The sequence below is a fragment of the Microbacterium radiodurans genome (assembly GCF_008710705.1).
Taxonomy (GTDB): Bacteria; Actinomycetota; Actinomycetes; order Actinomycetales; family Microbacteriaceae; genus Microbacterium; species Microbacterium radiodurans.
The window spans coordinates 616,542-641,821 of the sequence record NZ_VYRZ01000003.1 but is presented as its reverse complement, the minus strand read 5'-3'; the positions used below and the strand labels follow the sequence as shown (position 1 = coordinate 641,821).

Here is a 25,280-nt window from a genome sequence, read left to right as displayed (position 1 = left end):
CGAGCGCTGCGGACGCGGCATCGGAATGCTCCGGAGGCCAAATGATGCGCTGGTCACACCTCGCCCATGGCTTCCGGGCCTCCAACGGTTGCGACGTGCCGTGGCGTTCGATCTACTGGAAACAGCCGAGACCGGTGATCAGCCATCGGCGATGTCGCAGCCCGCCGCAGAGTGACCGCGACACGCTTCTACGGATACCGGCCCGCGCGATGGCGTTCCACGCACAGCGCCTAGCCCTAAGCGCACAGGATCCCATGCCGGCGTCCGCCGCCGCCTCACCTGCTCGTGTCGCGGTGAAGACCGAGCCAGGCGAGGAGTCCGAGGGCGACACCGAACGCGCCGCCGCCCACGACGATGGCTGCGAGCACACCGGGGTCCGCCAGCGGCCAAGCCCAGGGCTGAACGGCGGAGTCGATCCGTCCGATGAGCGCGCACAAGAACACGTAGACCGCCGGAGCGATGCCCTGGTAAGTCGCACTGACCAGCACGCCCGTCGATAGCTGAAGTGCGAGCAACCAGAGCAGTATCCCGACATAGACGATCCCATGGGAGGAGCCGCTGACGGCGAAGATGGCCGCGGTCACTCCAGCCGGGGCGAGCTGCAGGCAGAGCATGGCGATCGAGATCAAGCCGGCGTTACGCGCCACGTTCATGCGCTCTGTCGGCCACGCCCGAACGAGTGCCGGCGCCGTTGTCAGCGTGGCCATCAGCGCGACCAGCAGCGACAGCGGGCCGTCACCGCCGAGCCCCGGCAGTGCGAGCCGCGTGTCTCCGAAGGCCGATGCGATCACCGCTGCTACCAACTGGACCACCCCGACTAAGACGACCCGGTGGGTCTTCAGCGCCAGTCTCACGGCAGTCCCGGCGGGGTCGTCGCACAGTCCCGCAGCGAGGCGATCGCTTCGTTCACCCAGGCAACTCGGCTGGCCTCGGACTCGGCCCCGAGCGCGCCGACCCGAGCAGTCAGACCCGGTTCAGCGCCGTTGAGGGGCACCTCGCTCAGATCGACACCGAGCATCGTCGCCTGCATCCAGACCACCGCGGTCGACCTCGCGAGGTCACGTTCGATCGCCACCTCGACCGGGTCGCCGTCGCAGATCGTCTCGGGCAGGTCGCTGGCAAGCGACCCCGCGAGCTGCTGGTCGGACATTCCCGCGAACGCACGCAGACGAATACGGTCGCGGTCGTATTCGGCGCCGCTCGACGCCTCCACTCTGGCGGGGATCATCACCCCCTGATCGCGCACGCGCGTAACCATCTCCTGGGTGCGCGCGACGACCACGGGGTCCTGCTGCTCAGGGAACAGGCACACGGTCACCTCACCGTCGGTGCACACGAGCTCCCCGCGGTCGCGAGGCTCCGCCGCCGACGGTGGAAGACCATTCGCGACGACCAGGCCCGCCCCGAAGGCGCCCACGACGAGCGCCGCACCCACGGATGCTGCCAACACGGTTCGCCCGGCCACGATCCGAAGAGCCGCTGATGCGGGGAGTACGAGGCCTATCGCAGCAAGGATCGAGAACACGGTGACGGACGCCAAAGATGCCGGACGCGGCTGCTGGTCGTAGTAGCAGCAGGTCTCGAGCACGAGCCCGGCGAGGTGCCTCAGCTCGAAGTACGGGACGGTGCCCGTGAAGCCGAGCCAGATGTAGCTCATCGCGAGCGCTGCTGGAACGCCGAAGATGGGGCGAACCAGGCTGCCCATGAAGAATCCGAGCGTTGTGTGGAACAGCAGCATTGCGCCGATGGCGCCGAGCATTCCCCACGGGATGCGACCGGCGCCTCCCGTTGTGCTGAGGGCGACGATTCCGATGGCGATGAGCTGTGCCACTAGTCCGCAGAGGTAGCTCGGCCAGATCGCGTTCCACACGATCGACGCGGAGGAACGCACGTTGACGGCATTTTCCTGACGCCGCGTGCGGAGCCGAGCTGCTTCCAGCGCCGCACCCGTCGCAGAGACAGCCGCGGGCACCAGCACGAGGAGAACGGAGTGACCGATCACCCAGGTCCAGGTCTGGGGCGGAACCCCGATCGGAGGCGAGAACTGCGCGACGATCCACATCAGTGGAATCGTGGGTAGCAGCAGCCAGAAGACCGAATGACGTCTTAGTGGGATCGGAAGCCTCATGGACTCAGTCCTCCGGCACCAGGGATGCGTACGCGCGTCGCACCCGGTCCACCGCAGTGTCGCCCGTCTGGCCGAAGACGAACTGCTCGTACGTCCCGGTGAATCGCGTGGTTCCGTCCGCGAGTACATGGATGCGCGATTCATCGTCGATGAGCGAGTCGGTGTCGTGGGTCGAGATGAGGACCGCGCGTTCCTTCTCTATCGGTCGCAGGATTTCAACCAACCGCTCCCGCTCGCGCGGGTCGAGACCGGCCGTCGGCTCGTCGAGCAGAAGATAGGCGGCGTCGTGTACGAGCACTCCTGCGATGCCGAGCCGCCGCGTCTGCCCGCCCGACAGACTCCCGGCACGTTCGCGAGCCCGCGATTCGAGACCAACGGCATCCAGAGCCGCCTCGGCTTGGTCCCACGCTTGCTTCATGGGCAGGCCTTTCAGCCAGCCGGCGTAGGCGACGTGTTCTCGAACCGAGAGGTTCGGAAAAGGCGTCACGTCCTGCGGCAACCACCCCACCGCGCGTCGGAATGACCTGGGTCGGCGGGTCGAGGTCGAGTAAGAGATGCCGTCGATCGCGAGGGTGCCTTCGTAGGCGAGCACTCCGGCGATCGCCTTGAGAAGCGTGGTCTTGCCCGCGCCGTTCGGGCCGAGGAGCACGGTTCTCCCCCGACCGAGGCCGACCTCGACGCCCTGAATTTGCGTCCGGTCGCGCCGATACGCGAACCGAGCCACTGTTGCTGTGAGCACGTGCACCATCCTTATCGGGTGAGCTCTGCCCTTCGCCCGAGGGGGTGACGCGTGAAAGTGCCACCGGCAGCCGTGAGCCGTCGTCGAAATCAGTACTGCGTGGTCGGTCCTCCAAGGCTTGACCGCCCTCGCATTCTTGGCCTCGACAGTTGAGTCAGTTCGACTGCTCTGGAACTCGAGGTTCGTTCCGGTTCCCTCTACCGGTCTGGCGGCCGAACGTTGTCTGATGCATCCGGCGCTACGTATCATGTCATCCCATGTTGCATCATGCACGCGCGATGGGCGCGGTCGTGTAAGCGATGACACTCGGGAGGAAGCATGTCGACGGTGAAGAAGCGCTTCGAACTGGTCGCGGGTATCGGCAGTCGCAATCGACTGATCCATGGGGTCATTGCCGCGGTGGCAGCGATCGCCATCGTCAACGACGCCGGAAGAGGCGCAATGGCCATCGCAGGCCGAACGCTGTTCGTTGGTGAGGGTACTCGCGGCGGCCTGCCGCTGACGTGGCTGCCGATGATTGACGCAGCACAGCTCGCATCGGGTGCGACCGGAGATCTGCGCGATGCGGACGTGTGGCTGCGAATCGGAGCCGGCTCGCCGCTCATAATCGAGGCGGCCACCGCCGCAATCGCGGCGGTGCTCCTGCTCAGGATTCTGCGAAGCGTGGCGCGTGCAACGCCGTTTTCGTCGACCGTAGTGGCGGGCCTGCGGCGGCTCGCAATCGTGCTCCTGAGTGGCGGTATCGCTGCTGGGGTACTCAGCACAGTGGCCAGCATCTACCTCATCATCAACGCAGGCCCGGTGAGCGGGTCCGACCGCCTGGCGTTTCTCGGGGCGAACTACTCGGACCTCACCATCGGGCTTCCTCAATGGCCGATCCCGCTGATCATCGGAGGCCTCATCGCAGTTGCCCTCCTCGCTGCGTTCCGCTCGGGCGCCCAGCTGATGGACGACGTCGATGGCGTCATCTGAGGCCGCCGAGGCTCCCCCGGGTGCGCATCGTGTTCTGATCCTCATCGATGAGGTTCTCGAGGAGAAAGGGATGACCCTCACCGAGCTCGCGCAACGGACGGGCATCACTATCGCTAACCTCTCGGCATTGAAGAACAACCGAGGGAAGGCGATCCGCTTCACCACCCTCACTGCGATCTGCGACGCACTCGAAGTGGAGCCGGCCAGGCTGTTCGCGTTGCGCCCTCGTCGACGCGCCTCGCGGGTGGGTCGCCGATCCGAACAACGGCATCGGCCTTGACCGACAGAAGCGCGGCCGGCGCTCGTGATCGATCCCCTCGCGGGCAGTGCGCGATAGAGGCACTTTGCGTGCGAGACCGCGCCCGCTTCACCGCGATCCATTAACGACGTAGCATGGAGCCCCGGAGTAGTTCACGTTCCGGGGCGCTCTGGCGTAATGGCGGCCTACACAGCCGCCAGTCCGCGCTCGTAACGGTCGAGGATCTTCTCGAGTCGCTGAATGCTGGTCTCCCCGCGGTGCTGCGCGGCGTACTCGAGCACGATGGCACGGTCATACTCGCCGAGCGCCGCGAGCTCCTCGAGGTGCGCAGTGGTCAGGATTTCGGCGATGGAGTCGTGCCAACCGTTGCACCCCTCCGAGACGATGCCCTCTAGCGCCTTGAGGCCGGCTTCAGACAAGCCCGTGCTCATGACCTCGCCGGTGACCACGTTGTAAGCGCCCATCAGCTTCGCCCAGGCGTTGGAGCGCTCGCTTGGCCACTCGACGAGCACGACGATGTTCTGGCGGCCATGTAGCTTCTGCATGACCTTGCGGGTCGGGCACCAGGCGATCACGACACCGTTCTCCCCAACGAAACCGGAGCGCTCGGTGACGACCGTGAGCTTGTTGAACTCGTCGTGATACGCCGCGTTCGACTTCAACGGGCAGAGAATCGTCGGACGCACCTTAAAGTGCTGCGCAACATAGAGCCCGATCGCCTTGCCGCCCTCGATCGTGTCCACCTTGCTGCCATCAACCCACGGGACGTAAAGGTACTTGTGCTTGAGGTACTCGGGATCGATGCCGCCCATCAGCGGCTCCAATCGATCGGCGCAGGAGTCATCTCAATCCGGGTGTTGTCCGAGATCAGTTGCGCCCATTCCGACAGCTCCGGGTCGGTGATCGAGCCGTCGTACCCGGCAAATAGCGCCTGCAGCGCAGGCTTGATCTCTGCGACCGGGCGACCCGCGTATTGCTTGCGGAGACGCTCGAGATCGCGTGTCTGCTCCGCGGCCACGTTGGTGACGGCTTCCTCGGCGATCTTGCGGAAGGCGTCTTCGTCGAAGGAGAAGGAACTACTCATGATGGTGCTGCTTTCTCGCCGCTCAGGTGGGCGATAGCCGCGAGAGTGGAAGCGAGTCACGACGCGCCTCGTCACGTGAAGCGTAGGCAGGGAGGGCCAGCCGGAACGAAGTCCAGCTGGCCCCATGGGTCCTAGCCCTTGCCGAGCGTCGAGCCGGCCTTCGACTTGGCCGGCTTGCTCGACGAGCTGGACGCGAGCGTCCGTCCCGCCTTGCTCAGCGAGGCCTTCGAGGGCTTCCCGGACGACCGTGTCGATGCCTTCGCCATGATGCTTCCTTCCTGCGGGTAGGAAGCAGATCCCCGCCGGCCAGGCGAGCCGCCCGGCGTTTGGTCGAGGCCATCTGGGCCCCTAGAGTCGAGGAGTCCTACCAAGACACCTCAGCCCCGATCTGCTGCAACTTCCGAGCCCCGCTCGAGTTCAGCGATCGGGGCTTCTTGCTTGCCCTCCAACTTTAAGCACACGCTCCGACAACGGCCGAACGACTGCGTGGATAGGCATGTAGACAACCCTGGGAAGAACGTCGCGTAGACGGCCTTTGAGGAGGCTTAGAGGTCGGATTCTGCGGAGAGAACGACCTCCACGAACTACAAGGATGTAATTCGATCGGTCTCCGATCCGCGAGTTCACGCGGAAGACGACCGCCCGACACGTTCTCCACCGGGTTTGCGCGCAGAACCTGACACAAATGTGGTCGCCGGGGGCGTCAAAGACATGTCGGATGGTGACACGCGGATCGAGAAACGGCCGAGGCTCGTCCTTCATGCGCGTCGGGATGCCGGGCAGAAGCCGGTGGGGACAGAGAAGCGGATCCGCCGCGTCGACCTTTCCCAACACCTCACGCAGGTACTCCTTGGTCGCGGGGCGGTCCCCGCCGTCGAGACCAGCTGCAGCCTAGGGCGCAGCAGCGACGAACCGTGGCCTGCGCGCCGCTTCCTCGTGCGCGGCGATTAGGCTCTCGAAGTGCCTGCAACGAGCATGCTCATGGAAGCGGGCGCGTAGCCTCACCGGCACGCGTGCCGCGCTCGATCCCTTTACGAGGAGCGCACGATCACGGAGCGACAGCGGGCGGTTGCGATCCTTCTTGCACGTCCTCGCCGGCGTTACCGAAAAATGCCGCAATGGGGTCCGCGTCGACACTGAGCGGGAGCTGAGACGCGCGAGCGAAAGACGCCGTCGTGTACGCCAGCTCACCGACGGCGCCGACCCAGAACGAGAACTCTTTGGGGGCGACGATCGGCAGCGTGCCGAAGTCCACGGGGTGCGGCTCAGGCCAGAGCCGCGCAGCTCGCCCAACATCCACCTGAGGATGCGTGATTGGCCATCCCGGATGCCAGACCAGGTTGACATTCACCCCAGTCAGTCCGAAGGACCTGCTCATGAAGTCAAGGTCCACGCCATCCACGATTACTCGAGGAATGAGAATCTGCTGCGGCGCGTCCACCTCACTGTCCTCGCCACGCAAATCCCGTCGGGTGACATACACCGAGAAGCCATCGGGCGGGTCAATTCGGGCACGCATCCACTCCAACCATTCGGGCCGCACTGTCGCGAGTCTCGGCATGTCGAGATCCCGCTGTAGTCCTGGGTGGTCGTATTCGGCAGCGGGATGGGCGGAGAGCAGTCCAATCTTGAGGAGCCATCGAGCGACTGCAGCGCATTCATGCGCGGTCAGCGGCAGGCTGTCTCTAGAGTCGGCATGCTTCAGGATTCGCCGGATGATGGGCTTTGCTGGCTCTTCGATGGTCCGATTGAGGATCGCATTGCATTCGGCGCATGCTGGCACGTGAACACCCTGGAGGGAGTCTGATGTGTAGGTTGTTTTGTCCCGCTTCACATAGGGCTTGCCCGCGCGGGCGGCAGTGAACGGTCCCTCGCCGTGGAACTCCTGAAGGAACCACAAAGGCCAGACATGTTCCCCGACCCCGACACTGGGATTAGAGCAGAAGACGCAAGTCTTCCCAGGAAACCGATTCTTCGCCACAGAGTAACCATAGAGGGGATGCGTTCGCCAAATTCGCGCACTTGATGCTTCGCACGGTGTGCGAAGCGAGCCGCTGACTGCCGCGAGCTTCTGTGGCCCCGGTCAATGATCTGCCGATCCCCTTCAGGATCCCATGCGGGCGCGGCCAGGTGGGATTCGTAGTGAGCGACCGGGACACACGAATGGAGTGCGACACTTCCCGAGCGCAGTTTTAGTACCCGATGGGATCTCCACCTGTTCGGAAGTCTTGCTCCGTCGCGTAGATGTTGTCCCTAGAAATGCTGTTCTTGTGGCTACATTGCGCGCACTTCCACGTGTACTTGTTGTCATCGAACCCAAGCTGATAATTCAGGTGCGAGTTGCAGCGGTCGCAGAACCAGTCGACGTCATCGAAGCGCGCCATGGCTAATCCTCATCGTCATCGTCGTCTTCTTCTTCGTACCAGAAGCGCTGAGAGTTGCCCACCTGATCCATCACCGACTCGAACTCTCTCTTCGTGTTATCGATCTCGATCTCGGCTTGCTGGTGCTGATCTTGGAGCGTTTCGACTAGTGCGTGGTCTCCGGCGATGAAGGCGGAATCTATCTGACGCTCTAGCTCTTCGGCGCGGGCGACTGCCTCGTCCTTGGCGTCGTCCGCTACGCGCGCTTCCTCTTGAAGGCGGTTCATGTCGGCTTCGGCTTGGTCGGGATACTTGTCGGCTCGGGTCACGAGCCACATCCTCGCACGGTCAGAGAGCGCTGACGTCGTAGCGCCGGGACCCATCCAGGATCAGATGAGCGAGTAAGTATCGATCAGGCGACTGCGCGAGGGACAGCGGATGCGCAAGCGGGCATTGCACGCTGGCGGGGCATCGCGGGCGCGCTCGGCTTGTCTGTTACGCGGCCGATATTCAGGTCTTCCTCGGGTCGCCAACCGCGTAACCACGGTTCGTTGCTAACCCCGGTGCCGACCGATGTCCCCGCTCGCCGATACGGTCGCGGGGTGACCTCTGACCTTCGTGCGTTCGCGGCTGATGACCCCCGGTTCATCTACGCTGCATGCCGGGATGGAGGACCAGGTCTCGTGCATCTCCCGGACGGGGAGGCGGAGACGTACGGATCGCTCACGCGCACCACGCTCATGTGCCCGGTGCCTGGGTGCCCGGCACCCAGCATCACGACCGTCGGCGGAGACCGCCGGCACCACTTCCGACACCTGCGGAACGACGCGGCGACCGACCACGGCCCGGAGACCTGGCATCACATCGAGTCAAAGGAGGTGCTCGCCGAGTGCGCGCGCACCCGCTACCCGAACGCGGTCGTCACGTTCGAGAAGGTGTTGGCTGCGGGGGCGCGGATCGCGGACGTGTTCGTGACGTTACCGGACGGCACTCGGTTCGCCATCGAAGTGCAGATCTCCCCCCTCCCGGTAGAGAGGTTTAGAGAACGGCACTCCTGGTACCGGCATGCGGGAATCGTCGACGTGTGGCTGTTCGTCCACGCCGGCGTTCACCTCCGGGCCGGGTGAGACGACATCGTCCGGGTGAAACTCTCACCCGTCCACCGGGTAGCCCTCGAAGAGACCGGCCGGCTCCTGTGGGTGAACCCCGTCCTCCGGCAGGTCGGTTACGGGACCGGACAATTGAGCCTCGGTGGACGCACCTGGACGACGCACCCGCAGCCGGGCGATGAAGCCCCGTTCGCTACCGAACCTCTCGACTCGTCCACCCTGACGGGGGGCGGGATACGAACGCTGCCCTCGATCAGTTGGACGCCGACACGTCTACCGCACTCGCCACCATCGACGCAGCAGAGCAAGCACGCGCCGAAGCTGACCGTCAGCGCCAGGCGACACGTCAAGCGCGGGTTCGTGCTGCGCAGGCGCGTGCCGGGGCGCGGACCGCGAACGCGGAGCGCAACGCCCCTCGGGAGACTGAGCTTCTCATGAGACGGGAGGCTAGCCCCGAAGGTGCTCCCGCGCTTGAGTACTTCGGTGAGCTGATTCTGCCGGACTGGTTCGTCGATGATGGGGACCTGCAGGTCGGCATCCCCGCCCGAATCTGGAAGTGGAGACTGATACGCACCGTGATCGTCCCGCTCCGGCCCGAGGAGATGCTGACCGCACCCAAACTGTTGCGCGAGCTCACCCTCACCTACCCCTGTACTCTCCCGGTCAACACGATCGAACGGGAATTGCGGAAGATGCTCAGTGCATTGGGAACGGAAGGGATCCTCGACCGGGTCCCCGGCCAGCACGGGTATCACGTTGCGAGGAAGGCCCCCGGTAGTCGGCTCGCCGATGTGCCGCCCGGAATCTGTGTCGTCTGCGGCGGACAGATCTCGAAAGAGTTCCCCCATCGTCGCACGCACTTCGGCCGGTGCGAGCGTCACGCCCATGAAGCAGGGATGTCCTAAACGTCACGCTCCAGGCAGCGGGGGCGAGGATCCCCAGCCGAGCACTGCACGGATGCGGGGCCGGCACGTGCAGTCGCCGAGTGTTACGCGGTGCTGGCCAGATGCACTGCGCTGTCTACGTGTGACCAGGCGAGTACTGTCGCTGCGTGGGACTCACTCCGACAGAGGTGCCGCGATCAATGAACGGGCGCAAGAGGTTGGGAACACCATCGGCTGGGCGCTCCAGTTTGTGGTGCTGCCGAACACCGACTATGTGGCCCTGGTCGCGGGTCCCGACAACGTAGTCGTAGTTGGCCCCAGCAAGTTGGCTGACCTCGCTGTTCACGACATCGACCTCACGCTCGACGCGCTGGAGCGCGGCGACCAGGTACTCGTCCCGGACGAAGACGGTGACCCTCGTCTCGGCACGCCGGTCGGGTAGCTCGGCATGCGTCGCTATCCCCATGAGGTTGCGAGTGAAGATCCCCATACGGGCAGTGCTCGCGGATGGGACGTTGCGGGCACGAGAAGGTGTTTTTCACGCCCGGCTGGCCTGAGAACACGCCAGCGCCGGCTCTACGGAACGAGTCCCCGCAAGTCATCAAGGATCTGAGACGAGAAGCGGGACTCGCATAGGAGGACAGCTCGTCGTTGCGTGTTGTCCTTCACTTCGCCGCTCACATCGTGGCCCACCTTTCCCACCACGCAGACAACGATCGCGTCGACAGGAAGCCCTCCGATCACGTCCTTGAGGTTTCTAGCCCGCTTGTTCTTCTCGCTGGGAACCCAACGCACAAGTTCCTGCTTGATTCCAAGTTCATCGCCGAGCGCGCGAATGACGTCTCCGTCGATTTGGCCGCCGATGATCAGTATGCGGCGACGCTCGAAGTACTCCGTGGCTCGCTGCCGAAGTTCAGCAGGCGTAGGCAGGTTTGGCTTCAGGTGAACAGGCAGGTCAGAAGGAGGCGGCGGGACACATGAAATCGAGCTAATGGGGCCGCCCCAAAGGCTCTCGTGAGTACCGAGTGCGAGCTCTTCGTCGACCTCACCCAGGCCAACGATGTCCCGCAACAGCAACTTGTGCGTCGCCGGCTGCCCCGAGTAAGGCGCCGAAAGCGATTTGGACGAGTCGCCTTCATCAGATTCAAGCGGAGGGCGCGACAGTAGTTCGCCGATCCCGCGATGCGCAAGTCTCATCAAGGCTGCGGGCAGCATTAGCGCATTCGTGCCGTAGTCTTCCGCAATTCGGACCCAAGCCCGAGTCCCCAGCCTCACACGGGCGTCGGATGTCCAATCAAGGAGGCGTTCCAACGCTGGCTCGTCTGACGCGTCCAGGACAATTGCGGGGTCGAGGAGGACAATCGTCGTCAACTGTCAGCCTTGGCGACACGGGAGGCGAGCGCCCTCACTATGTGGCGCAAATCGATCTCCTGCGCATCAAAGAAGCCATCGGGCCACTCGTCGAAGTCCCCACCATTTCCAAGAGCCAAGGATCGGATCTCCGTGGCGCCGCCGCGACGCTCGGCGAACATGACCTCCACGTCGCGCGGTGTTGCGCGTTCCTCGGCGATACGCCTACGAATACGCGTAACTAGATATTCGCTGTGGGTCTCAACGATGAACCGCACGTCGGGGCGAGCGAAAAGAAAGAAGTCCGCTAGTCGCGACTGGACCGACGGATGCAGATGAAGCTCAGGCTGCTCGATAAGGATCAAACTGCCTGTCTCCGCGGCAAGGCTCGCCACCAAAATCGGGAGCAGTTGACTCGCGCCGACACCGATCATCGTGAGGTCGCGATCGACTCCGTCCACTCTCAGATTGACGCCGCGCCCGAGTTTTCCAAGATCGAGAACGTTGATTCGTTCTCCGATGCCAAAGTAGTTGCACCAAAGAGCGGCAGCGTCAGGCAGCGTTCCTTCCCTCGGTTGGCCATCCCAGTCGTTGAACCTGATCGTTCGATCCTTTTCTCGGGTAAGAATCTCTGCCGTCAACTCGCCACGGATTCCGACAGGGAGAGCACGAACGCGCTCATCCCAAGCGCCTTGTACAACCCGCGGCTCATCGCGAAGAGGACCGAGGTACTTCACCTGGCCGCCGAAGTCCTCCACCGCGGAGGCGAACGCACCCAAGAAGGTCAACCCGAGCGAGTGCTCGTCAGCAAGCGCAGATTCGACGACTCCACCTTCGAAGTAGTAGCGGCGATTCAGACGGTGTGGAGACCCGAGGTATCCAAGCCCGGGACCGATCACAGCCCACTCGACTCGGGCTCGCTTCGCCGCCGCGCGCGATACGAGTTCCTTCCGCTGAGCGGCGTCGAGCGCGGCGAAGTCTCGCTTGGACCACAGCGGCGTGGGCGCGATACGAACCGAGGCAGGCTCGCGCTGGTCTTCGATGTGGAGCTCTTTGAAGAACTTCCGCTTCGGCACCAACTGAGTGACCTCTTGCGCGAGCTCATATGTCATCCGGTCGGTTGACAAGACGTCGTCGAGAGTGGACTCCATCTGACGCACGATCACGCGAGGATCGATGTGGCGTGCGAGGAGGGTTGGAGCCACGCCGAGAAAGCCCAAGTACATCCTGTTGGGTGCCTTACGTCCGCCGAACACGGTTAGCCGGAGGAACGAGAGATCGAGGCCGTGGGCGGTGTGCGAGAACGCGTCGATGTCGGCTTGCCGCATCCGCTCGGACGTCGCCGCGACTAGCACCGTCCCTTCCGGGTCCACAACTTCGAACGCGGTGGGGACTAGCGCAACCCCGTTGTCCGACGGGGCGAGCGACAATGAGACATCGAACTTCAGCGCGCGCGGAGGCTCAACCACTGCGGGAGGCCCGCCTTGTACCGTGAATCGAAGTTCAACCGCCGCCTGACCCTCTCTAACGACGTCGGCGGGCTCGCCGAGGCGTACCAGTGGCCCGTTCATGACTAGATTCCCACCGCGAGTAATGGATTGCGCTAAGAGGAGGATCGACTGCAGTACTGAAGACTTGCCTGAACTATTCGCTCCTGCAAGGACCGTTAGGTGCGGAAGAGCTAGGGTCGCTGACCCAAGGGACTTGAAGTCCGCCACACTCCACGACGAGATCGATGCCACGTTGCCTCCCGGTGCACGATGACTGGCATCAATCAACATATCTAAGCAACGGCAATGTGATGTCCGCGTTTGGGGTAGTGGTGGAACTGGCACGGACGTCGCTGTGCGCGGCGCTATCGTCATCGTCGACGCTAAGGAAATTAAGATTCGTGAGCAACCCGAGGACGTGACGGTGCTGGCCGCACCCCAACTTCTACAGTGGCTGAGGATGCAACCGCCGCGCCTCGATCCGGCGCAGATTGCGGCAGTCGCGTCGGCAGTTCGCGAAGGATCGACCTGGTCGAACGATCCGGTTTCGATCCCCGATGTAGCCGCGTTCGACGCCCTGCGCCGCGAAGTTTAGGGCGCGCGACGAGTCCGGATGGCATGAGGTGTCGCCGCGCTGATCGCCTTGCCTGGCCTCACGTTCCCGCTGGCTTACGACTACTACTCCGCGTGCTGGGCGGTTGAAGAGGCAGACCAGCCGGCGCGTATCTCTCCATCCCCCATCCCGCGTCGGCGCCCCGACCACCGGCACCGTGACCGTCGCGGCCTCCCGTTCACGCGCCGCGCGCCACAGCTCCGCCTGGGCTGCGCGCAAGGCATCCTGCATCGTCAGCTCGGGGATGCCACGCCGCATCGAGTCGGCGAGGAGTTTGTGAGCGTCAGCTTCCGTCCGCGCGACGACGATCGCGGTGTTGTACTCGCGCCCGCGGGTGAGACCGACATAGAGCCCGGCTGCATCCACGTCGGGTCCGACGACGGAGGCGTCGGCGGTGTCACCTTGCACACCGTGCACGGTGGACGCGTAAGCGAGCTGCAGATGCTCGCGCGCGTAATCGGCAGACGCGCGCGTCAATTCCCCGCTGTCGGCCACCGACACGAGGTAGACGAACCCGTCCCGGATGTCGCGGACGATCCACTGCGCACGATTCTCGACGCCCGTGGTGCGGTCGGTGCGTCGGGTCTGGACGCTGTCGCCGACGAGGATGCGCTGCTCTCCCATCCCCGCCGCGATGACGCCGGCGTCGAGCTCACCCTGATCGACGCGCCGCTGCTGGATAGCGTCGTTGATGGCATTCGCCTCGGCGTTCGTCGCCGTCACCAGCGTCACGCGCTTGCCCTTCCCATGCCATTCGAAGTACACCTCGATCATCCGCTCGCGGGCCGCCTCGAGGTGGTCGACACGGTCACCGTGACCGCGGTGTGCGAGCTCCCGCGCGACCGTCATAGCCTGCACGCGGTCGCCGGGGTTCCGCAGTCGCAACGTGAGTGCTGCGTAGTCGGGGTCGCGGAACTCGTGGACGATGTCGAGTTCGACCGCAGCGTTAGCGTGCCGGATCGCGGAGCCCATCGCTCCGGTATGCCCGACCGGCGTCGCCTGATGCGTATCCCCCACGATCGCGACTCCGACGCCCTGCTCGATCGCAAGCTCGACGAGGACATTCGCGGTGTGGAGATCGACCATGCCGGCTTCGTCGACAACGATCCGATCACGTGGATTCAGCAGGTAGCGGGTCGGGCCGACGTAAGCCCCTCCCGTCTCCTGGTCGACATCCCCGCGACGTAGCCGCGTCCACACCATGGCGCCGGCTTCGTCGCGGCTCCATCGGTAGCCGTGCTCGCGAAGCAGAGCGTGAAGACTGGATGCCGACGCTCCCACCTCACGCGACGCGACTGACGCCGCCTTGCGCGTGGGGGCGACCACAAGCATCCGCCGCCGTTGCGCCGTAAGAGCGGCAAAGGCGGCGCGGAGCATGGTCGTCTTGCCCGCGCCGGCGGGGCCGGTCACCGTCACGAGTCCGTCCGAGCCGGCGATAGCGCACGACGCGACGACCTGTGAGCCATCCAACGTCGACAGATTCTCGTGAGCAGCGAACCCGCGCAGCTCCTCCGGCAGCAACGAGCGGCCCTGCCGGGCGGGAGCGTCCAGACGACCGGCGAGGCGGATCTTGGCGCGCACGGTTGCGGTCGCCATGAAGGCCTTCACGTGCGCCTGCGAGGCCCCATCGACGAGGCGTTGCACTGCGTGCGTCGCACGCTCGGCGACGTCGGCGATCACCCCATCGAGCTCACTGCGCTCGGCAACGATGCCGGAGCGAGAGAGCGCGCGGATCGCGCCGGCGCGGAGATCGAAGACGCCGAAACACCCGCCCGACGAAGTGGACCGCTCATCCGCGTCAACGACCGCTTGCGCTGCGAGCAGATCGAGTTCGACGGCGTGTAGCTCTCGAGCCGCGACCGGAACAGCCGCGCGCGGCAGGACTAGGCTCGGGTCGATCGCTGCGATCTCATCGCGGGCCGTCGTCTCCCATGACATCTCGTCTCCCATGACATCTCGTCGAGATCGGTCGGCTTGTTCGGACGCGCCATGGCCCAGGCGCGTCTGTCGATTTGCTTTAGAGCGTGGATGCTCGGCGCCGACCCGCTGTGCGCCGCCGACCACTCCGCGATCAGCCGGGCACGGTTCGCTTCGATCTGCGCTGACCGGCGCGAGAGAGGCCGCACGGCGCCGGCGAGTTGGGCGATCTCGCCCACGTCGTTGAGTGTGTATCCGTGGCGCGCGAGCGCGGCGATCCATGCGGGGTCGGTGCGGGCGGCGAGCTCGCCCTCCGCGTTGATGACGGTGTGCAGCTTCATCCCGACCCGAGAGTCGAGGTTGGACCACTTGCCGTCGACACCGAGCACCTTGATGTTCAGCCAGAGGTGCCGGTGGATGTGCGGATCGAGTGCGCGCGATCGACGGTGCTGCAGCTCGACGACCTCGATCCGGGCGATGTCTTCACGGATGATCCCGTTGTGCCCGCGACGCGCATTGAGCTCCGACTGCCAGGTGAGCAGGATGCGGTCGCGAAGGCGGTCCTGCAGGGCTTCGATCTCGTTTGCGAGCTCCGGATGCAGGAGCGCGGCGATGCTGTATGTCTTGGGGTGGTTGATCGTCCCGTCAAGAAGTAGATCGGCGTCGGGGCTCAGGCGCTCATGACCGCGCTCCTCCCCCGTGATCGGGTCGTGCGCGGTGGCCCAGACACGCAGGCCACCGGCGGTGAGTTGATCGCTTCCGATCCGGCCGCTGGCGACGATGAACCTGGTGACGGTGGCGTCGGATGCCTCGGCATACGCCTCGAGCGCCTCGACACCTGTCGTGTCCGGGCGGTGCGCGTCGCAGAATCCTTCAAGTGCGTAGGCGATCGCCTGTCGGACGCCGCGGGATCCGACGCCCCGCTTCCACCGTTCAAGTCCGCCTCGCACGCCGCCAGAATAGACTCGTGATTTGCCGTCTATCCAGGTATTTTTCCTGGATGCAGGCAAGTGGATCGCGATGTCTCTGGATGGCGCCGCCCATCAGTGATGCCTGCGTGCATTGCTGGACTACTCGAATGTTCGATCATGGGCGACTCGTCGGGCATGGGCAGCTCGATCAGGTAGATCGTATGGAGCGATGACGGCGAGGCTGATTGAAAGATGGCCGGCATGCTTTGCCCTGGCTGCGCGCGTCGGGGCCATCCGTTCGCTCGAACAGCGAATTTAGATCCCACTTCCGTCCCTCAGCGATGCGCCCAAGAACCCCGCGAAGGCCGCGTCGCCGCGCGCGGCAGCCGCTCAAGAGCGCGCCCGCGGGTTACTCGAGCGCCAGTATCCGATAGACGGGGCACACCAACCCGTGACTCAGTTTTCAAATAGATCAGCTTGCGGCACATAGAACGGAATCGCGGTCGGCAGCTGTCGCATGACCTCCGCCACGAACTCACGTCGATGGCGTTGCGCTCGCTCCACCCGCGAATCTTCGTGCACCGGAGCAACGGAACTGCTCGCAGCCGGAAAGTCGAGTGTCAGCTGAGCAGTGAACTGAGGCTCAATCGTGCGACAGTAATGAAACTGGCCGGTTAGGCGATGCAAGACGCCGCGCCAACTCTCTCCGACTGCGGCCGCATGATCCTCGATTCCGAACTTCTCGATGTAGTAGAACTCCTGACGGAGGCGCGCTTTCAACCTCCGCCGAACTCTTGGACGCGTCGCATCCTGGATAGAAAGGCCAGTCACGAACATGGGCTGGCCATGCTTGAACTGTTTAGTTTTCATCGGATTGAGTTCGAAGCCGGCAGCCCGAATCGCCTGCTCGACGCGATCGCTCACATCGAATGCGATCTGCGAGCTAAAAGCGAGATCATCCGCGTACCGCGTGTATCGAAGGCCTTGCTCTCGCGCGAGGTTCTCCATCTGGTCGTCGAAGTCGATGAGGAGGATATTTGAGATCCTCGGACTGGTGCGGGCGCCGAGCGGCAGACGCAGACGATGCGATGTAAGCCGTGAGATCAGAGTCGCGGCCTCAGATCCGAATCCAAGCTCAGTGAGTGCGGTCGCGATGCGTGAGGCGGTAATGCTCGCAAAGTAGTCCTTCACGTCGAACTTCTGAAGAAATCGAGCGCCGACGTGCGGACGTGCGTTGGTCAGGGTCGACCTTCGCGCGACGTAACCATGCGGGGAAGCACCCAGCGACAGGTCGATCGGATAGAGGAGTAGATTGATTCGTCGCTGAACTGCGTCCAACTCTGGCCTTGGCGCCGCGATGAACCGAGACTTGCCACGGATGGTCATGAAGCCGGTCACGTACGCATCTCCCTCGTCGCAGCGCGCCGCCAGTCCCTCAAGCGTCATCGAGTCTCGCCCGAGGGGGGCCTCGAGGGATGCGCGGGTCGGGTGAACGCGGTACTCGAACAAGGGGTCCAGGGGTGCCATAGTCGCTCACAGATCACTAGGTAACGAAGGCGACTCGCCTCCAAAACTGCGGCACCCCCGGACTACTTACACAATAGGGTGCCGGTTGCCGCCGAGGTGACGGTCATCGTCGAAATCGATCAGGTAGGCAAGGTTCCTGCCAAGAGCAACATACCGATTCTCCTGGAAATCGTGCGCGTTCCCGGCGAGGTGAATGCGGGTCACGCCGAGTACGTAATCAGTGGCGGCGAGGCACGGTGCGGACTTCGTCCCCCGAAACGCTCTTGCATCGCTCAGCGCGACGTCACGGGTGAGAACGTTCCACAGCTTTCCGTACAGTGGATCCATCGTCGAGTTCTGTTCGAATACGACGGTGAGCGCGGTCTCTCGATAGCGTGCAAGCACACTGGAGAGGAGAGTGCCGTACATCGCGACCAGCCTGGCGCCGACTTCCTGTGAGAGGTCGTTCCTCGCGTAAGCGACGTAGGCCCGAAACTCAAGTTGTGAGAGCGCGGCCAGCAGTACCTGGCGTACCGACTCACTATCCTCCGTGAAGTGAAAGCCTGTCTCGGCGAACTTGCGCCTCTTAGTCTCATCCGGCCAGATCGAAGCATCGCCGAGAGCGCGATGGTACGCGTTCCTGATCGCCATTTCCGCGTCGAGCACATTTTGAAACGCAGTCGCTCCGACTAACGTCATAGCGTCGTTCGCCGAGGTACCTGCCTCATCTAGAAATAGCCATACATCTTGTAGTGTGACGTCAGTTTGATCGGCTCGCTCCACATCGGAAGAGTACATCCACGATGACCGGCTCCTCGGCGCCACCGTCCAACGACGTGCGCTCTCCGGTCACGCCAGTGCCGCTCTAGCCTTTTCTGTTTAGGCCGCTGGCGACGTCTGAACGCATCAGAGTTTCGACGCTAGAGACTTGCTTCAGGGCCCTGCTCACTAACGCCAACCTCAGGCTCGGTTGAGAATTTCGCGGGGCGACAAAACTCGACCCAGAGGCCCGCTCCAAGCAAGAGCGCACATCCACCGACAATCCACCAGGCGAACGGCGAAAGTCGTGCGACAGTCTCCGGGATCTGGAACAACGCGGCCCAGATCGAAAAAGTCAACGCCCCGACAGCAAGCAGCTTCCCCGTGTGATCAAGCCGACTGCGCTCAGGGTGCTGATGCGCCATCGAACGGGAGATGGCGCCGATCGACGCCGTCAGGACACCAACGACAACCACCAGACTTAGCGACTCATTGCCTGCACCGACCAGGCCTGAGATCGAAACAGGGCCCAACCAAGAACGATGCTCAGAATTGCAGCGATCGCCACCCATACGAGGGAACCTTGCGCGTAAGTCGGTATCCAGGTCGGGCGACCCAATCTCGCTCTGACCATCGACAATCTCCGGAGGACTCTCACGCTCGCCTTTCGTTCAGGTGCTCATACAGCATCGCCGGCAAGACCTTCGCGAGTTCCGCAAACAACTCATTGTCCCCGAGTAAGTCGTCGATGAATGCGGGCGTCTCTTCCCGCACCTCGACGACGGCATTCTTGAATGCCTTTGGCAGCGCTGGCGACTCAGCGAACTGCTGCGGGCTGTTCACCTCGGCCTGCTTGGCGAGGTCGTAGTCCAGCGCGAGCTTGCCGACGATGTGGTTCATCGTGATGTCGATGACGCCGACGCCGTACTTGTCGCCGAGGCGTTCGTTGAGCTTGTGGATGATCTCCTCGAGCGCGGACCGGTGCTTCTCGTGGATCGCGCCCGAGCCGATCGCGGTGATCGGGTCCAGCCCCGGCCCTTGCTCCAACTTCAACGCCACCGATTCGCCGGCGCTGATCTTGTAGCCCACGAGCGAGACATCTGAGATGTCGACCGGTTCGAGGACCGTCGCGGTCGACAGCTGCGGGAGGATGCGGCGGAAGAAGTAGTGCCGGCGCGGCAGGTCGGTGTCTTCGAGGTTGCGGGCCTGGGAGATGAAGTCGTAGAACTTCACGAAGTTCCCCACGTCGGCCTTGAACAGCCGCAGCTCATCCTGCTCGGTCTTGTCGTCATCCAGGACGGCGGCGACCCAGCGTTTTTGGAACCGGTCCACCGCCGGCGCAGTCGCCGCCGACACCTTCGAGTTCACGTTCACTCCACCTGCGAGGGCGGCGTCGAACGCCTGCTCGACCTCTGACATGTCGTAGATCCCCGCGCCGTCGAGCTTCATCACGAGGTCGTAGATCAGGTTCGGATCGGTCGTAGCGGTCAGGAACGCCTTGCGGTAGTAAACCTTGAAGGCTTCAAGCACGTCCTCGGGATCGTTGACGAAGTCGAGGACGAACGTCTTGTCCTTGCCCGGGTACGTCCGGTTCAGCCGCGACAGGGTCTGCACGGCCTGCACCCCGCCGAGCTTCTTGTCGACGTACATCGCGACCAGGCGCGGCTGGTCGAACCCGGTCTGGAACTTCTCCGCCACGATCATCACGTTGAACGTCGCCGGCTTGAACGCCTCAGCCAGATCCGAAGGCACCCCAGGGTTCTGGGTGCGCTCCGTCAGTCCCTCCCCGACATCGCCCCGGTCCTCGACGGTGCCCGAGAAGGCGACCAACGACCGCACCCCCTGCACCCCGGCATCCGCGATGTAGGAATCGAGGTACTTCTTCCACCGGACTGCCTCGACCCGTGACCCGGTGACGACCATCGCCTTCGCCTTACCGTCCAGCAGCGGCTGCACGAAGGTGCGGAAGTGGGCGACGACGATCTTCGCCTTCTGGCTGATGTTCGTCGGATGCAACCTGACGTACTGCACCAGCGCCTTCACCGCGGTCGACTCGTCAACCTCCCCGGCACCGTCGTAGTCCCCATCGGGATGCTGCAGCTTCCACGCCACCTTGTACGGCGTGTAGTTCTGCAACACGTCGAGGATGAACCCCTCCTCGATCGCCTGCTGCATCGAATACAGATCGAACGGCTCCGGCAGATCCCCACCCTCCGGGATCCGCCCGAACAGCTCGAGCGTCTTCGCCTTCGGCGTCGCGGTGAACGCGAAGTACGAGATGTTGGGAGCGGATGCCGTGACCTCCATCGCCCACTGCAGGTACGCGTCCGAGTCGATCGGCGCTCCCTCCGCCACCGCCGCCTGCTCCGAAGGCGACAGCACCTTCGTCAGCGCACCGGCAGTCGACCCGGTCTGCGACGAATGCGCCTCATCCGCGATCACCGCGAACCGGCGCCCCTGCAGCTCGGGCAGCGTCTGGAGCGCGGTGATCAGCGCCTCGAACGACTGGATCGTCACGATCACGATGTTCTTGCCACCGGTCAACGCCGCCGCAAGCTGCTTCGACTTCGACTCGCCCGCATCCTTCGTGATCGACTGCACCACCCCGGCCTGCTTCTCGAACTGCGCGATCGCGTCCTGCAGCTGCTTGTCGAGCACCGTCCGGTCGGTCACCACCACCACTGTGTCGAACACCCGCGCGTTCGCGTCATCGTGCAGCTGGGACAGGCGGTGCGCGAGCCACGAGATCGAGTTCGTCTTTCCCGACCCCGCCGAGTGCTGCACCAGGTACCGATTGCCTGGGCCCTCTGTCCGCGCCGCGTCCACCAGCCGGGTCACCGCCCGCCACTGGTGATACCTCGGGAACAGCACCTTCTCCGTGCGGGTCTTCTTGCCCGTGTCGGGGTCCACGTCGACCTCGACCTGCAGATGCACGAACGACCCCAGCAACTGCAGCCACGTGTCGCGCTGCAGGATCTCCTCCCAGAAGTACGCGGATGCCGACCCGTTCGGGTTCAGCGGGTTCCCCGCGCCCTCATCGTTGCCCTTATTGAAGGGCAGGAACCGTGTGGCGGCGCCGGCGAGCTTCGTCGTCATCCGCACCTCGGAGTTCGACACCACGAAATGCACCAGCGACCGCTTCGCGAACGCGAATAACGGCTCACCCGCCGGGTTCCGATCGAACTGATACTGCGTCACTGCGTTGCCTATCGGCTGCGTGAAGTCGGTCTTCAACTCGATCGTCGCGACCGGGATGCCGTTGACGAACAGCACCAGATCCAGAGCCTTGTTCGGATGCTTCATCGAGTAATGCACCTGACGCATCACCCGCACCCGCATCATCCCGTACGCCGCGAGAGTGTCCGGGTTGTTCGTCGTCGCCGGCCGGAACTGCGCCAGCTGGAACTTCACCGCACCGCCATGAAGCGGCACCATCTGGAACCCCTCATGCAGGATGCGAATCGTCCCACCGTTCTTCAACGGATCATTGTCGAGAGACTTCGAAAGACGATTCAGGATGCTGCGACCCGCCGCGTCACGCTGCGTTTCGCTATCGCCGGGGCGAACGACCTTCGCGAATTCGGTCGGCTGCGAGTCCTCGAGCCAGCCGAGCACGTCTCCGGGGAATAGCGCGAGTTCGCGGTCGTAGCCGGCATCGGTGGGCGAGTACAACCAGCCACTCACGGCCAGATGCTCGGCGATCTCGTTCTCCAGCACCGACTCCAAATGAGCCCCAGTCACGCACGTCATTCAGCCACCCCCACGTCGATTTTACCCGTCACCGCAGCTGAGATCAGCGCGGAACGGCGCTCGCGAGCGAGATCAACACCGCGCCGCGCCGTCTCCATCGCTGCATCGATCTCCGCCGCTCGACGCTCAACGTACTCGGCGATGGCGCACTGCTCGGCGTACGGCGGCACAGCGACGTACTCGTTGAAGTAGGCCGCCTGGTCTAGGTTCTGAATTCCAGTCGACTGCTTGAGCGACTTCTCGGTGATTCTCAACCTGTACATCGACCCGTGAACGTAGGTCCAGAACCTCGGATCCATCTCTTCGCGCAACTGCACCCGAGCGACGAAGTTTGAGCACACGGCAGGCTCGTCCCTGTCGTACAGCACCACGAAGCCGACCGGCGACTTCTCGCCGCCCCCAGACTTCTCAAGCAGAAGGTCGCCGTTGCGCAGAACCCGACCGGCTCGCTCGGATGCAGTCAGCTTCCGGAGGGTATGCGCATCATCGTGGATGCGCTGCTTTGGTCGATCGAAGTCGGCGACTCGCACGCAGCGGAGATCCTCCCCGCCTCCTTCTGGGTCCGCGCCCCAGACGCCGTTGCGTGCGCGAGCCACAGTCGAGGCCAATCGCTGAACCGACCAGTGGATCGGGACATCTCCTAGCCACTCCACATCACTCGACTTCAGTGAGGCTGAGGCATCAACACCGCGTGTGACCGCGCGGGCTATGACAGCTGCGCGACGTTCGGTGAGGAGCGCGATGAGTTCCTCGTTCTTCGCGATGAAGGCGTCGATCTGCGCCGTCTCGCGTTCCAGATAGTCCGCAATCGCCCGCTGCTCGCCGAGCTCCGGGTACGGCAGCGGAATCAGCGTGAACTGCCCGTACCGGATCGACTGGCCGTCTCGGAGCTGGTCGGTCGTGGTTTGAAGCGCCTGGATGTAGAGGTCGCTCTTGAAGAGGTACTTGAAGAATCGCGGCTCGACCGGCAATTTCGGCTTTAGGACGGTGTACGCAGCGCTCACCTTGCCCGACATGCCGGCGAACTCGAGCCCACCTTGAAAGCTTCGGAGGTGGCTGACATAGTCGCCCTCCTCGACATGCCGCATGTTGTCTGCGCCGGACAGGTTCAGTACGACCTTGTTGCCGGTGATTGCCATGTACTCGGCCTGTGGGAGGACGCCGTACTTCTGTGACGGCGTCAGGTGCACGTCGGCCGCATTACTCTTCTGCTTCCGCTCCCCGAACAGGGCTCGCGCTGGGAGAACCGGCCAGTCGTCAGGAGTCATGCCGAGCCAACCCACGCCGGAATCACGGAGCGCTCGAGTCATGCTTCGACCACCGAGAGCATGGCACGCAGATCCTCCATGACCGCCTCAAGGTCTCGGTCGATCTCTTCGAGCGGGCGGGGCGGGATGTACTGGTAGAAGTGGCGGGTGAAGGGGATCTCCGCGCCCTCCTTAGTCTTGCTGTATTCGACCCACGCGTCGGGTGCGTAAGGGAGGACTTCGCGGGCGACGTAGGCGTCGACCTCCTCGTCCCAGGGCACGTTCTCGGTGTCACGGAGCGACGCGTCCGGCTCCGGATTCCCCTTGGCGTCGGTGCAGATGTCGGCGGTGTCGTCCTGCTCACCGAGCTCGGCCGTCACCGTCTTGAGCAGCGGCGCGGGGAGGGTGAGGCCTTCGGCTTTCGCGGCATCCTTCAGCACCTTCTGGAACTCGGCGCGGTTCTTCCACACCGCGTCGGTGCCGAGCCGGTCGAGCGCGGCGCGGAGGGCTGCGGCATCCACCTCGCTCAGCTTCTGGACCGCCTTCGCTTCGAACACCGCGTCGATGCGTTCGGAGGTCGCCTGCCAGTTGAGTTTGAGGGGGCGTTCGACGGTGATGGTGCGGTAGAGGAAGTCCTCGTTGCGGAAGGTCTTCGAGTGCTCGCCGTCTTCGAAGCCGGCGTACAGGCCGACGATGGTCTCGACGTTCTTCGGGGACAGTTTGTTGCGCTTGGAGCCGAGGCCCTTGCGGAGCTTTGTGAACATCTCGCGGCCGTCGATGAGCTGCACTCGGCTCTTGCGGTCCGCTTCCTTGCGGTTGGTGAGCACCCAGATGTAGGTGGAGATGCCGGTGTTGTAGAACATGTCCTTCGGCAGGCCGATGATCGCTTCGACGAGGTCGTTGTCGAGCAGCCACTTGCGGATGTTCGACTCGCCGCCACCGGCACCGCCGGAGAACAGCGGCGACCCGTTCAGGACGATCGCCATGCGGGAGCCGCCGTCTTCGGGCTTGCGCATCTTCGACACCAGGTGCAGCAGGAACAGCATCGCGCCGTCGCTCACCGCGGGGGTTCCGGGTCCGAACCGTCCGTTGAAGCCGAGCTTGGCGTGCTCGTCGTCGACATAGGTGCGCTGGTCTTTCCAATCGACGCCGAAGGGCGGGTTGGACAGCCCGTAGTCGAACTTCTTGTCGTCGAAGTGGTCTTCGGTGAGGGTGTCGCCGAGGGCGATGTTGTCGACGTCCTGCCCCTTGATGACCATGTCGGCCTTGCAGATCGCGTACGACTGGTCGTTGTAGTCCTGCCCGTACAGGCTGAGCTGGATGCCCGGGTTCATCTTGCGCAGGTACTCGTCCGCGACTGAAAGCATCCCGCCCGTGCCGGCAGTCGGGTCATAGATGGACCTCACCACACCCGACTTCGACAGGGCGTCGTCGTCGAGGGCGAATAGCAGTTGCACCATCAGCGCGATCACCTCACGAGGGGTGTAGTGGTCACCGGCGGTCTCGTTGGAGCGCTCGTTCGCCCACCGGATGAGCTCCTCAAAAACGAGACCCATCTGGATGTTGCTGACGGTGCGGGGGTGGAAGTCGGCCTGCGCGAACTTCTCCGTCACGGCGAATAGCTTGTTCTTCTCAGCTAGCTTGTTCAGCGTCTTGTCGAACTCGAACCGCTCGAAGATGTCCCGCACGTTCGGGGAGAATCCGGCTAGGTAGGCGGACAGGTTCGCGCGGAGGTCCTGCGGGTCGGCGACGAGCTTGGCGAAGTCGAACGGCGACGTGTTGTAGAACTGGTGGCCCGCGGCATCCGTCAGCTTCATCTGCTGCAGCATCTCTGGTGAGGTCGCGACCGTGGCCGCGACCTTCAGCACATCGGCCTTCGTGTCGGCGAGGACCGCGTCGAGGCGGCGGAGCACCGTGAACGGGAGAACGACCGAGCCATACTCGGACGGCTTGAACGGCCCGCGAAGGGATTCGGCGATGTTCCAGATGAAGGCGACGTGATTCACCACTGCTGGGCACTCCTACTGTAGGCAACGAACAGACGCCTCTGACATCCTCAACCGCTCGCTGCTCGACGCTGCCAACGTGTGCCGCTGGGACGGCAGGAACTAGTGCCCCTGGAGGGATTCGAACCCCCGACCCGCTCCTTAGGACGGAGTGGCTCTTCCACTGAGCTACAGAGGCTAGGCACCACCGAGT

General features: G+C 63.9%; 22 protein-coding genes and 1 tRNA gene. 4 read left to right on the top strand and 19 right to left on the bottom strand.

What is annotated here, in order from left to right; all coding sequences use genetic code 11:
- Positions 1-275 precede the first annotated feature (275 nt).
- The 3 genes from F6B42_RS13280 to F6B42_RS14845 all read right to left on the bottom strand — a co-directional run bounded on the left by F6B42_RS13280 (position 276) and on the right by F6B42_RS14845 (position 2,867).
- Positions 276-854 carry a hypothetical protein gene (locus tag F6B42_RS13280; RefSeq protein ID WP_150420151.1) on the bottom strand — a complete coding sequence of 193 codons (579 nt, stop codon included), beginning with the start codon at positions 852-854 and terminating at the stop codon, positions 276-278.
- The gene (locus F6B42_RS13275; protein WP_150420150.1) at positions 851-2,062 is read right to left on the bottom strand and encodes a DUF7224 domain-containing protein; all 1,212 of its coding nucleotides are present in this window, start codon (positions 2,060-2,062) and stop codon (positions 851-853) included. The genes F6B42_RS13280 and F6B42_RS13275 overlap by 4 nt, the downstream gene beginning before the upstream one ends.
- A gap of 70 nt (positions 2,063-2,132) precedes the next feature.
- On the bottom strand, positions 2,133-2,867 hold the full coding sequence (locus F6B42_RS14845) for an ATP-binding cassette domain-containing protein (protein ID WP_191089366.1): 735 nt from the start codon (positions 2,865-2,867) through the stop codon (positions 2,133-2,135).
- Between the two features lie 327 nt (positions 2,868-3,194).
- Between F6B42_RS14845 and F6B42_RS14840 the strand changes: the two genes are divergently transcribed.
- Together F6B42_RS14840 and F6B42_RS13265 are read left to right on the top strand one after the other, a co-directional pair.
- Positions 3,195-3,839 (top strand): hypothetical protein, encoded by a 645-nt coding sequence (locus F6B42_RS14840; protein WP_191089365.1) that lies wholly within the window; start codon positions 3,195-3,197, stop codon positions 3,837-3,839.
- Complete coding sequence (locus F6B42_RS13265) at positions 3,826-4,119, top strand: helix-turn-helix domain-containing protein (protein ID WP_150420148.1); 294 nt, start codon at positions 3,826-3,828, stop codon at positions 4,117-4,119. The genes F6B42_RS14840 and F6B42_RS13265 overlap by 14 nt, the downstream gene beginning before the upstream one ends.
- A gap of 164 nt (positions 4,120-4,283) precedes the next feature.
- On the opposite strand, the gene F6B42_RS13260 is transcribed toward F6B42_RS13265, so the two are convergent.
- The 5 genes from F6B42_RS13260 to F6B42_RS13240 all read right to left on the bottom strand — a co-directional run bounded on the left by F6B42_RS13260 (position 4,284) and on the right by F6B42_RS13240 (position 7,874).
- Positions 4,284-4,910: a hypothetical protein gene (locus F6B42_RS13260; RefSeq protein WP_223878503.1), complete on the bottom strand. Its 627-nt coding sequence runs from the start codon at positions 4,908-4,910 to the stop codon at positions 4,284-4,286.
- On the bottom strand, positions 4,910-5,182 hold the full coding sequence (locus tag F6B42_RS13255) for a hypothetical protein (protein ID WP_150420147.1): 273 nt from the start codon (positions 5,180-5,182) through the stop codon (positions 4,910-4,912). The genes F6B42_RS13260 and F6B42_RS13255 overlap by 1 nt, the downstream gene beginning before the upstream one ends.
- A 131-nt stretch (positions 5,183-5,313) precedes the next feature.
- On the bottom strand, positions 5,314-5,448 hold the full coding sequence (locus F6B42_RS15080; RefSeq protein WP_263405929.1) for a hypothetical protein: 135 nt from the start codon (positions 5,446-5,448) through the stop codon (positions 5,314-5,316).
- A 782-nt stretch (positions 5,449-6,230) separates the two neighbouring features.
- Entirely contained in the window at positions 6,231-7,163 is a 933-nt protein-coding gene (locus F6B42_RS13250; RefSeq protein WP_150420146.1) for a hypothetical protein, read from the bottom strand.
- Between the two features lie 405 nt (positions 7,164-7,568).
- Positions 7,569-7,874 carry a hypothetical protein gene (locus F6B42_RS13240; protein ID WP_150420144.1) on the bottom strand — a complete coding sequence of 102 codons (306 nt, stop codon included), beginning with the start codon at positions 7,872-7,874 and terminating at the stop codon, positions 7,569-7,571.
- 273 nt (positions 7,875-8,147) lie between these two features.
- Here F6B42_RS13240 and F6B42_RS13235 point away from each other — a divergent pair, with 273 nt between their 5' ends.
- Both F6B42_RS13235 and F6B42_RS13230 read left to right on the top strand, forming a co-directional pair.
- Complete coding sequence (locus F6B42_RS13235; protein WP_150420143.1) at positions 8,148-8,672, top strand: competence protein CoiA family protein; 525 nt, start codon at positions 8,148-8,150, stop codon at positions 8,670-8,672.
- A gap of 239 nt (positions 8,673-8,911) precedes the next feature.
- Entirely contained in the window at positions 8,912-9,559 is a 648-nt protein-coding gene (locus F6B42_RS13230) for a hypothetical protein (protein ID WP_150420142.1), read from the top strand.
- A 115-nt stretch (positions 9,560-9,674) separates the two neighbouring features.
- On the opposite strand, the gene F6B42_RS14835 is transcribed toward F6B42_RS13230, so the two are convergent.
- The 11 genes from F6B42_RS14835 to F6B42_RS13180 all read right to left on the bottom strand — a co-directional run bounded on the left by F6B42_RS14835 (position 9,675) and on the right by F6B42_RS13180 (position 25,265).
- Entirely contained in the window at positions 9,675-10,028 is a 354-nt protein-coding gene (locus F6B42_RS14835; RefSeq protein WP_191089364.1) for a hypothetical protein, read from the bottom strand.
- A gap of 86 nt (positions 10,029-10,114) precedes the next feature.
- The gene (locus F6B42_RS13220) at positions 10,115-10,753 is read right to left on the bottom strand and encodes a DUF2325 domain-containing protein (protein WP_150420141.1); all 639 of its coding nucleotides are present in this window, start codon (positions 10,751-10,753) and stop codon (positions 10,115-10,117) included.
- Between the two features lie 152 nt (positions 10,754-10,905).
- Positions 10,906-12,459: an AAA family ATPase gene (locus F6B42_RS13215; protein ID WP_150420140.1), complete on the bottom strand. Its 1,554-nt coding sequence runs from the start codon at positions 12,457-12,459 to the stop codon at positions 10,906-10,908.
- Positions 12,460-12,823: 364 nt separating this feature from the next.
- On the bottom strand, positions 12,824-14,587 hold the full coding sequence (locus F6B42_RS15025; RefSeq protein ID WP_223878523.1) for an ATP-dependent DNA helicase: 1,764 nt from the start codon (positions 14,585-14,587) through the stop codon (positions 12,824-12,826).
- 287 nt (positions 14,588-14,874) lie between these two features.
- A complete protein-coding gene (locus tag F6B42_RS15020) occupies positions 14,875-15,858 on the bottom strand; it encodes a relaxase domain-containing protein (RefSeq protein WP_223878502.1) in 984 nt (327 codons plus the stop codon).
- Between the two features lie 417 nt (positions 15,859-16,275).
- On the bottom strand, positions 16,276-17,217 hold the full coding sequence (locus F6B42_RS13205; protein WP_191089363.1) for a reverse transcriptase family protein: 942 nt from the start codon (positions 17,215-17,217) through the stop codon (positions 16,276-16,278).
- 195 nt (positions 17,218-17,412) lie between these two features.
- Positions 17,413-18,108, bottom strand: coding sequence for a hypothetical protein (locus tag F6B42_RS13200; RefSeq protein ID WP_150420138.1), 696 nt, complete (start codon positions 18,106-18,108; stop codon positions 17,413-17,415).
- A gap of 630 nt (positions 18,109-18,738) precedes the next feature.
- The gene (locus tag F6B42_RS13195) at positions 18,739-21,768 is read right to left on the bottom strand and encodes a type I restriction endonuclease subunit R (protein WP_223878501.1); all 3,030 of its coding nucleotides are present in this window, start codon (positions 21,766-21,768) and stop codon (positions 18,739-18,741) included.
- A gap of 62 nt (positions 21,769-21,830) precedes the next feature.
- The gene (locus F6B42_RS13190; RefSeq protein ID WP_150420136.1) at positions 21,831-23,102 is read right to left on the bottom strand and encodes a restriction endonuclease subunit S; all 1,272 of its coding nucleotides are present in this window, start codon (positions 23,100-23,102) and stop codon (positions 21,831-21,833) included.
- A gap of 38 nt (positions 23,103-23,140) precedes the next feature.
- Entirely contained in the window at positions 23,141-25,090 is a 1,950-nt protein-coding gene (locus tag F6B42_RS13185) for a type I restriction-modification system subunit M (RefSeq protein ID WP_150420135.1), read from the bottom strand.
- A gap of 103 nt (positions 25,091-25,193) precedes the next feature.
- Positions 25,194-25,265 (bottom strand) — tRNA-Arg (locus F6B42_RS13180).
- Between the last annotated feature and the right edge of the window lie 15 nt (positions 25,266-25,280).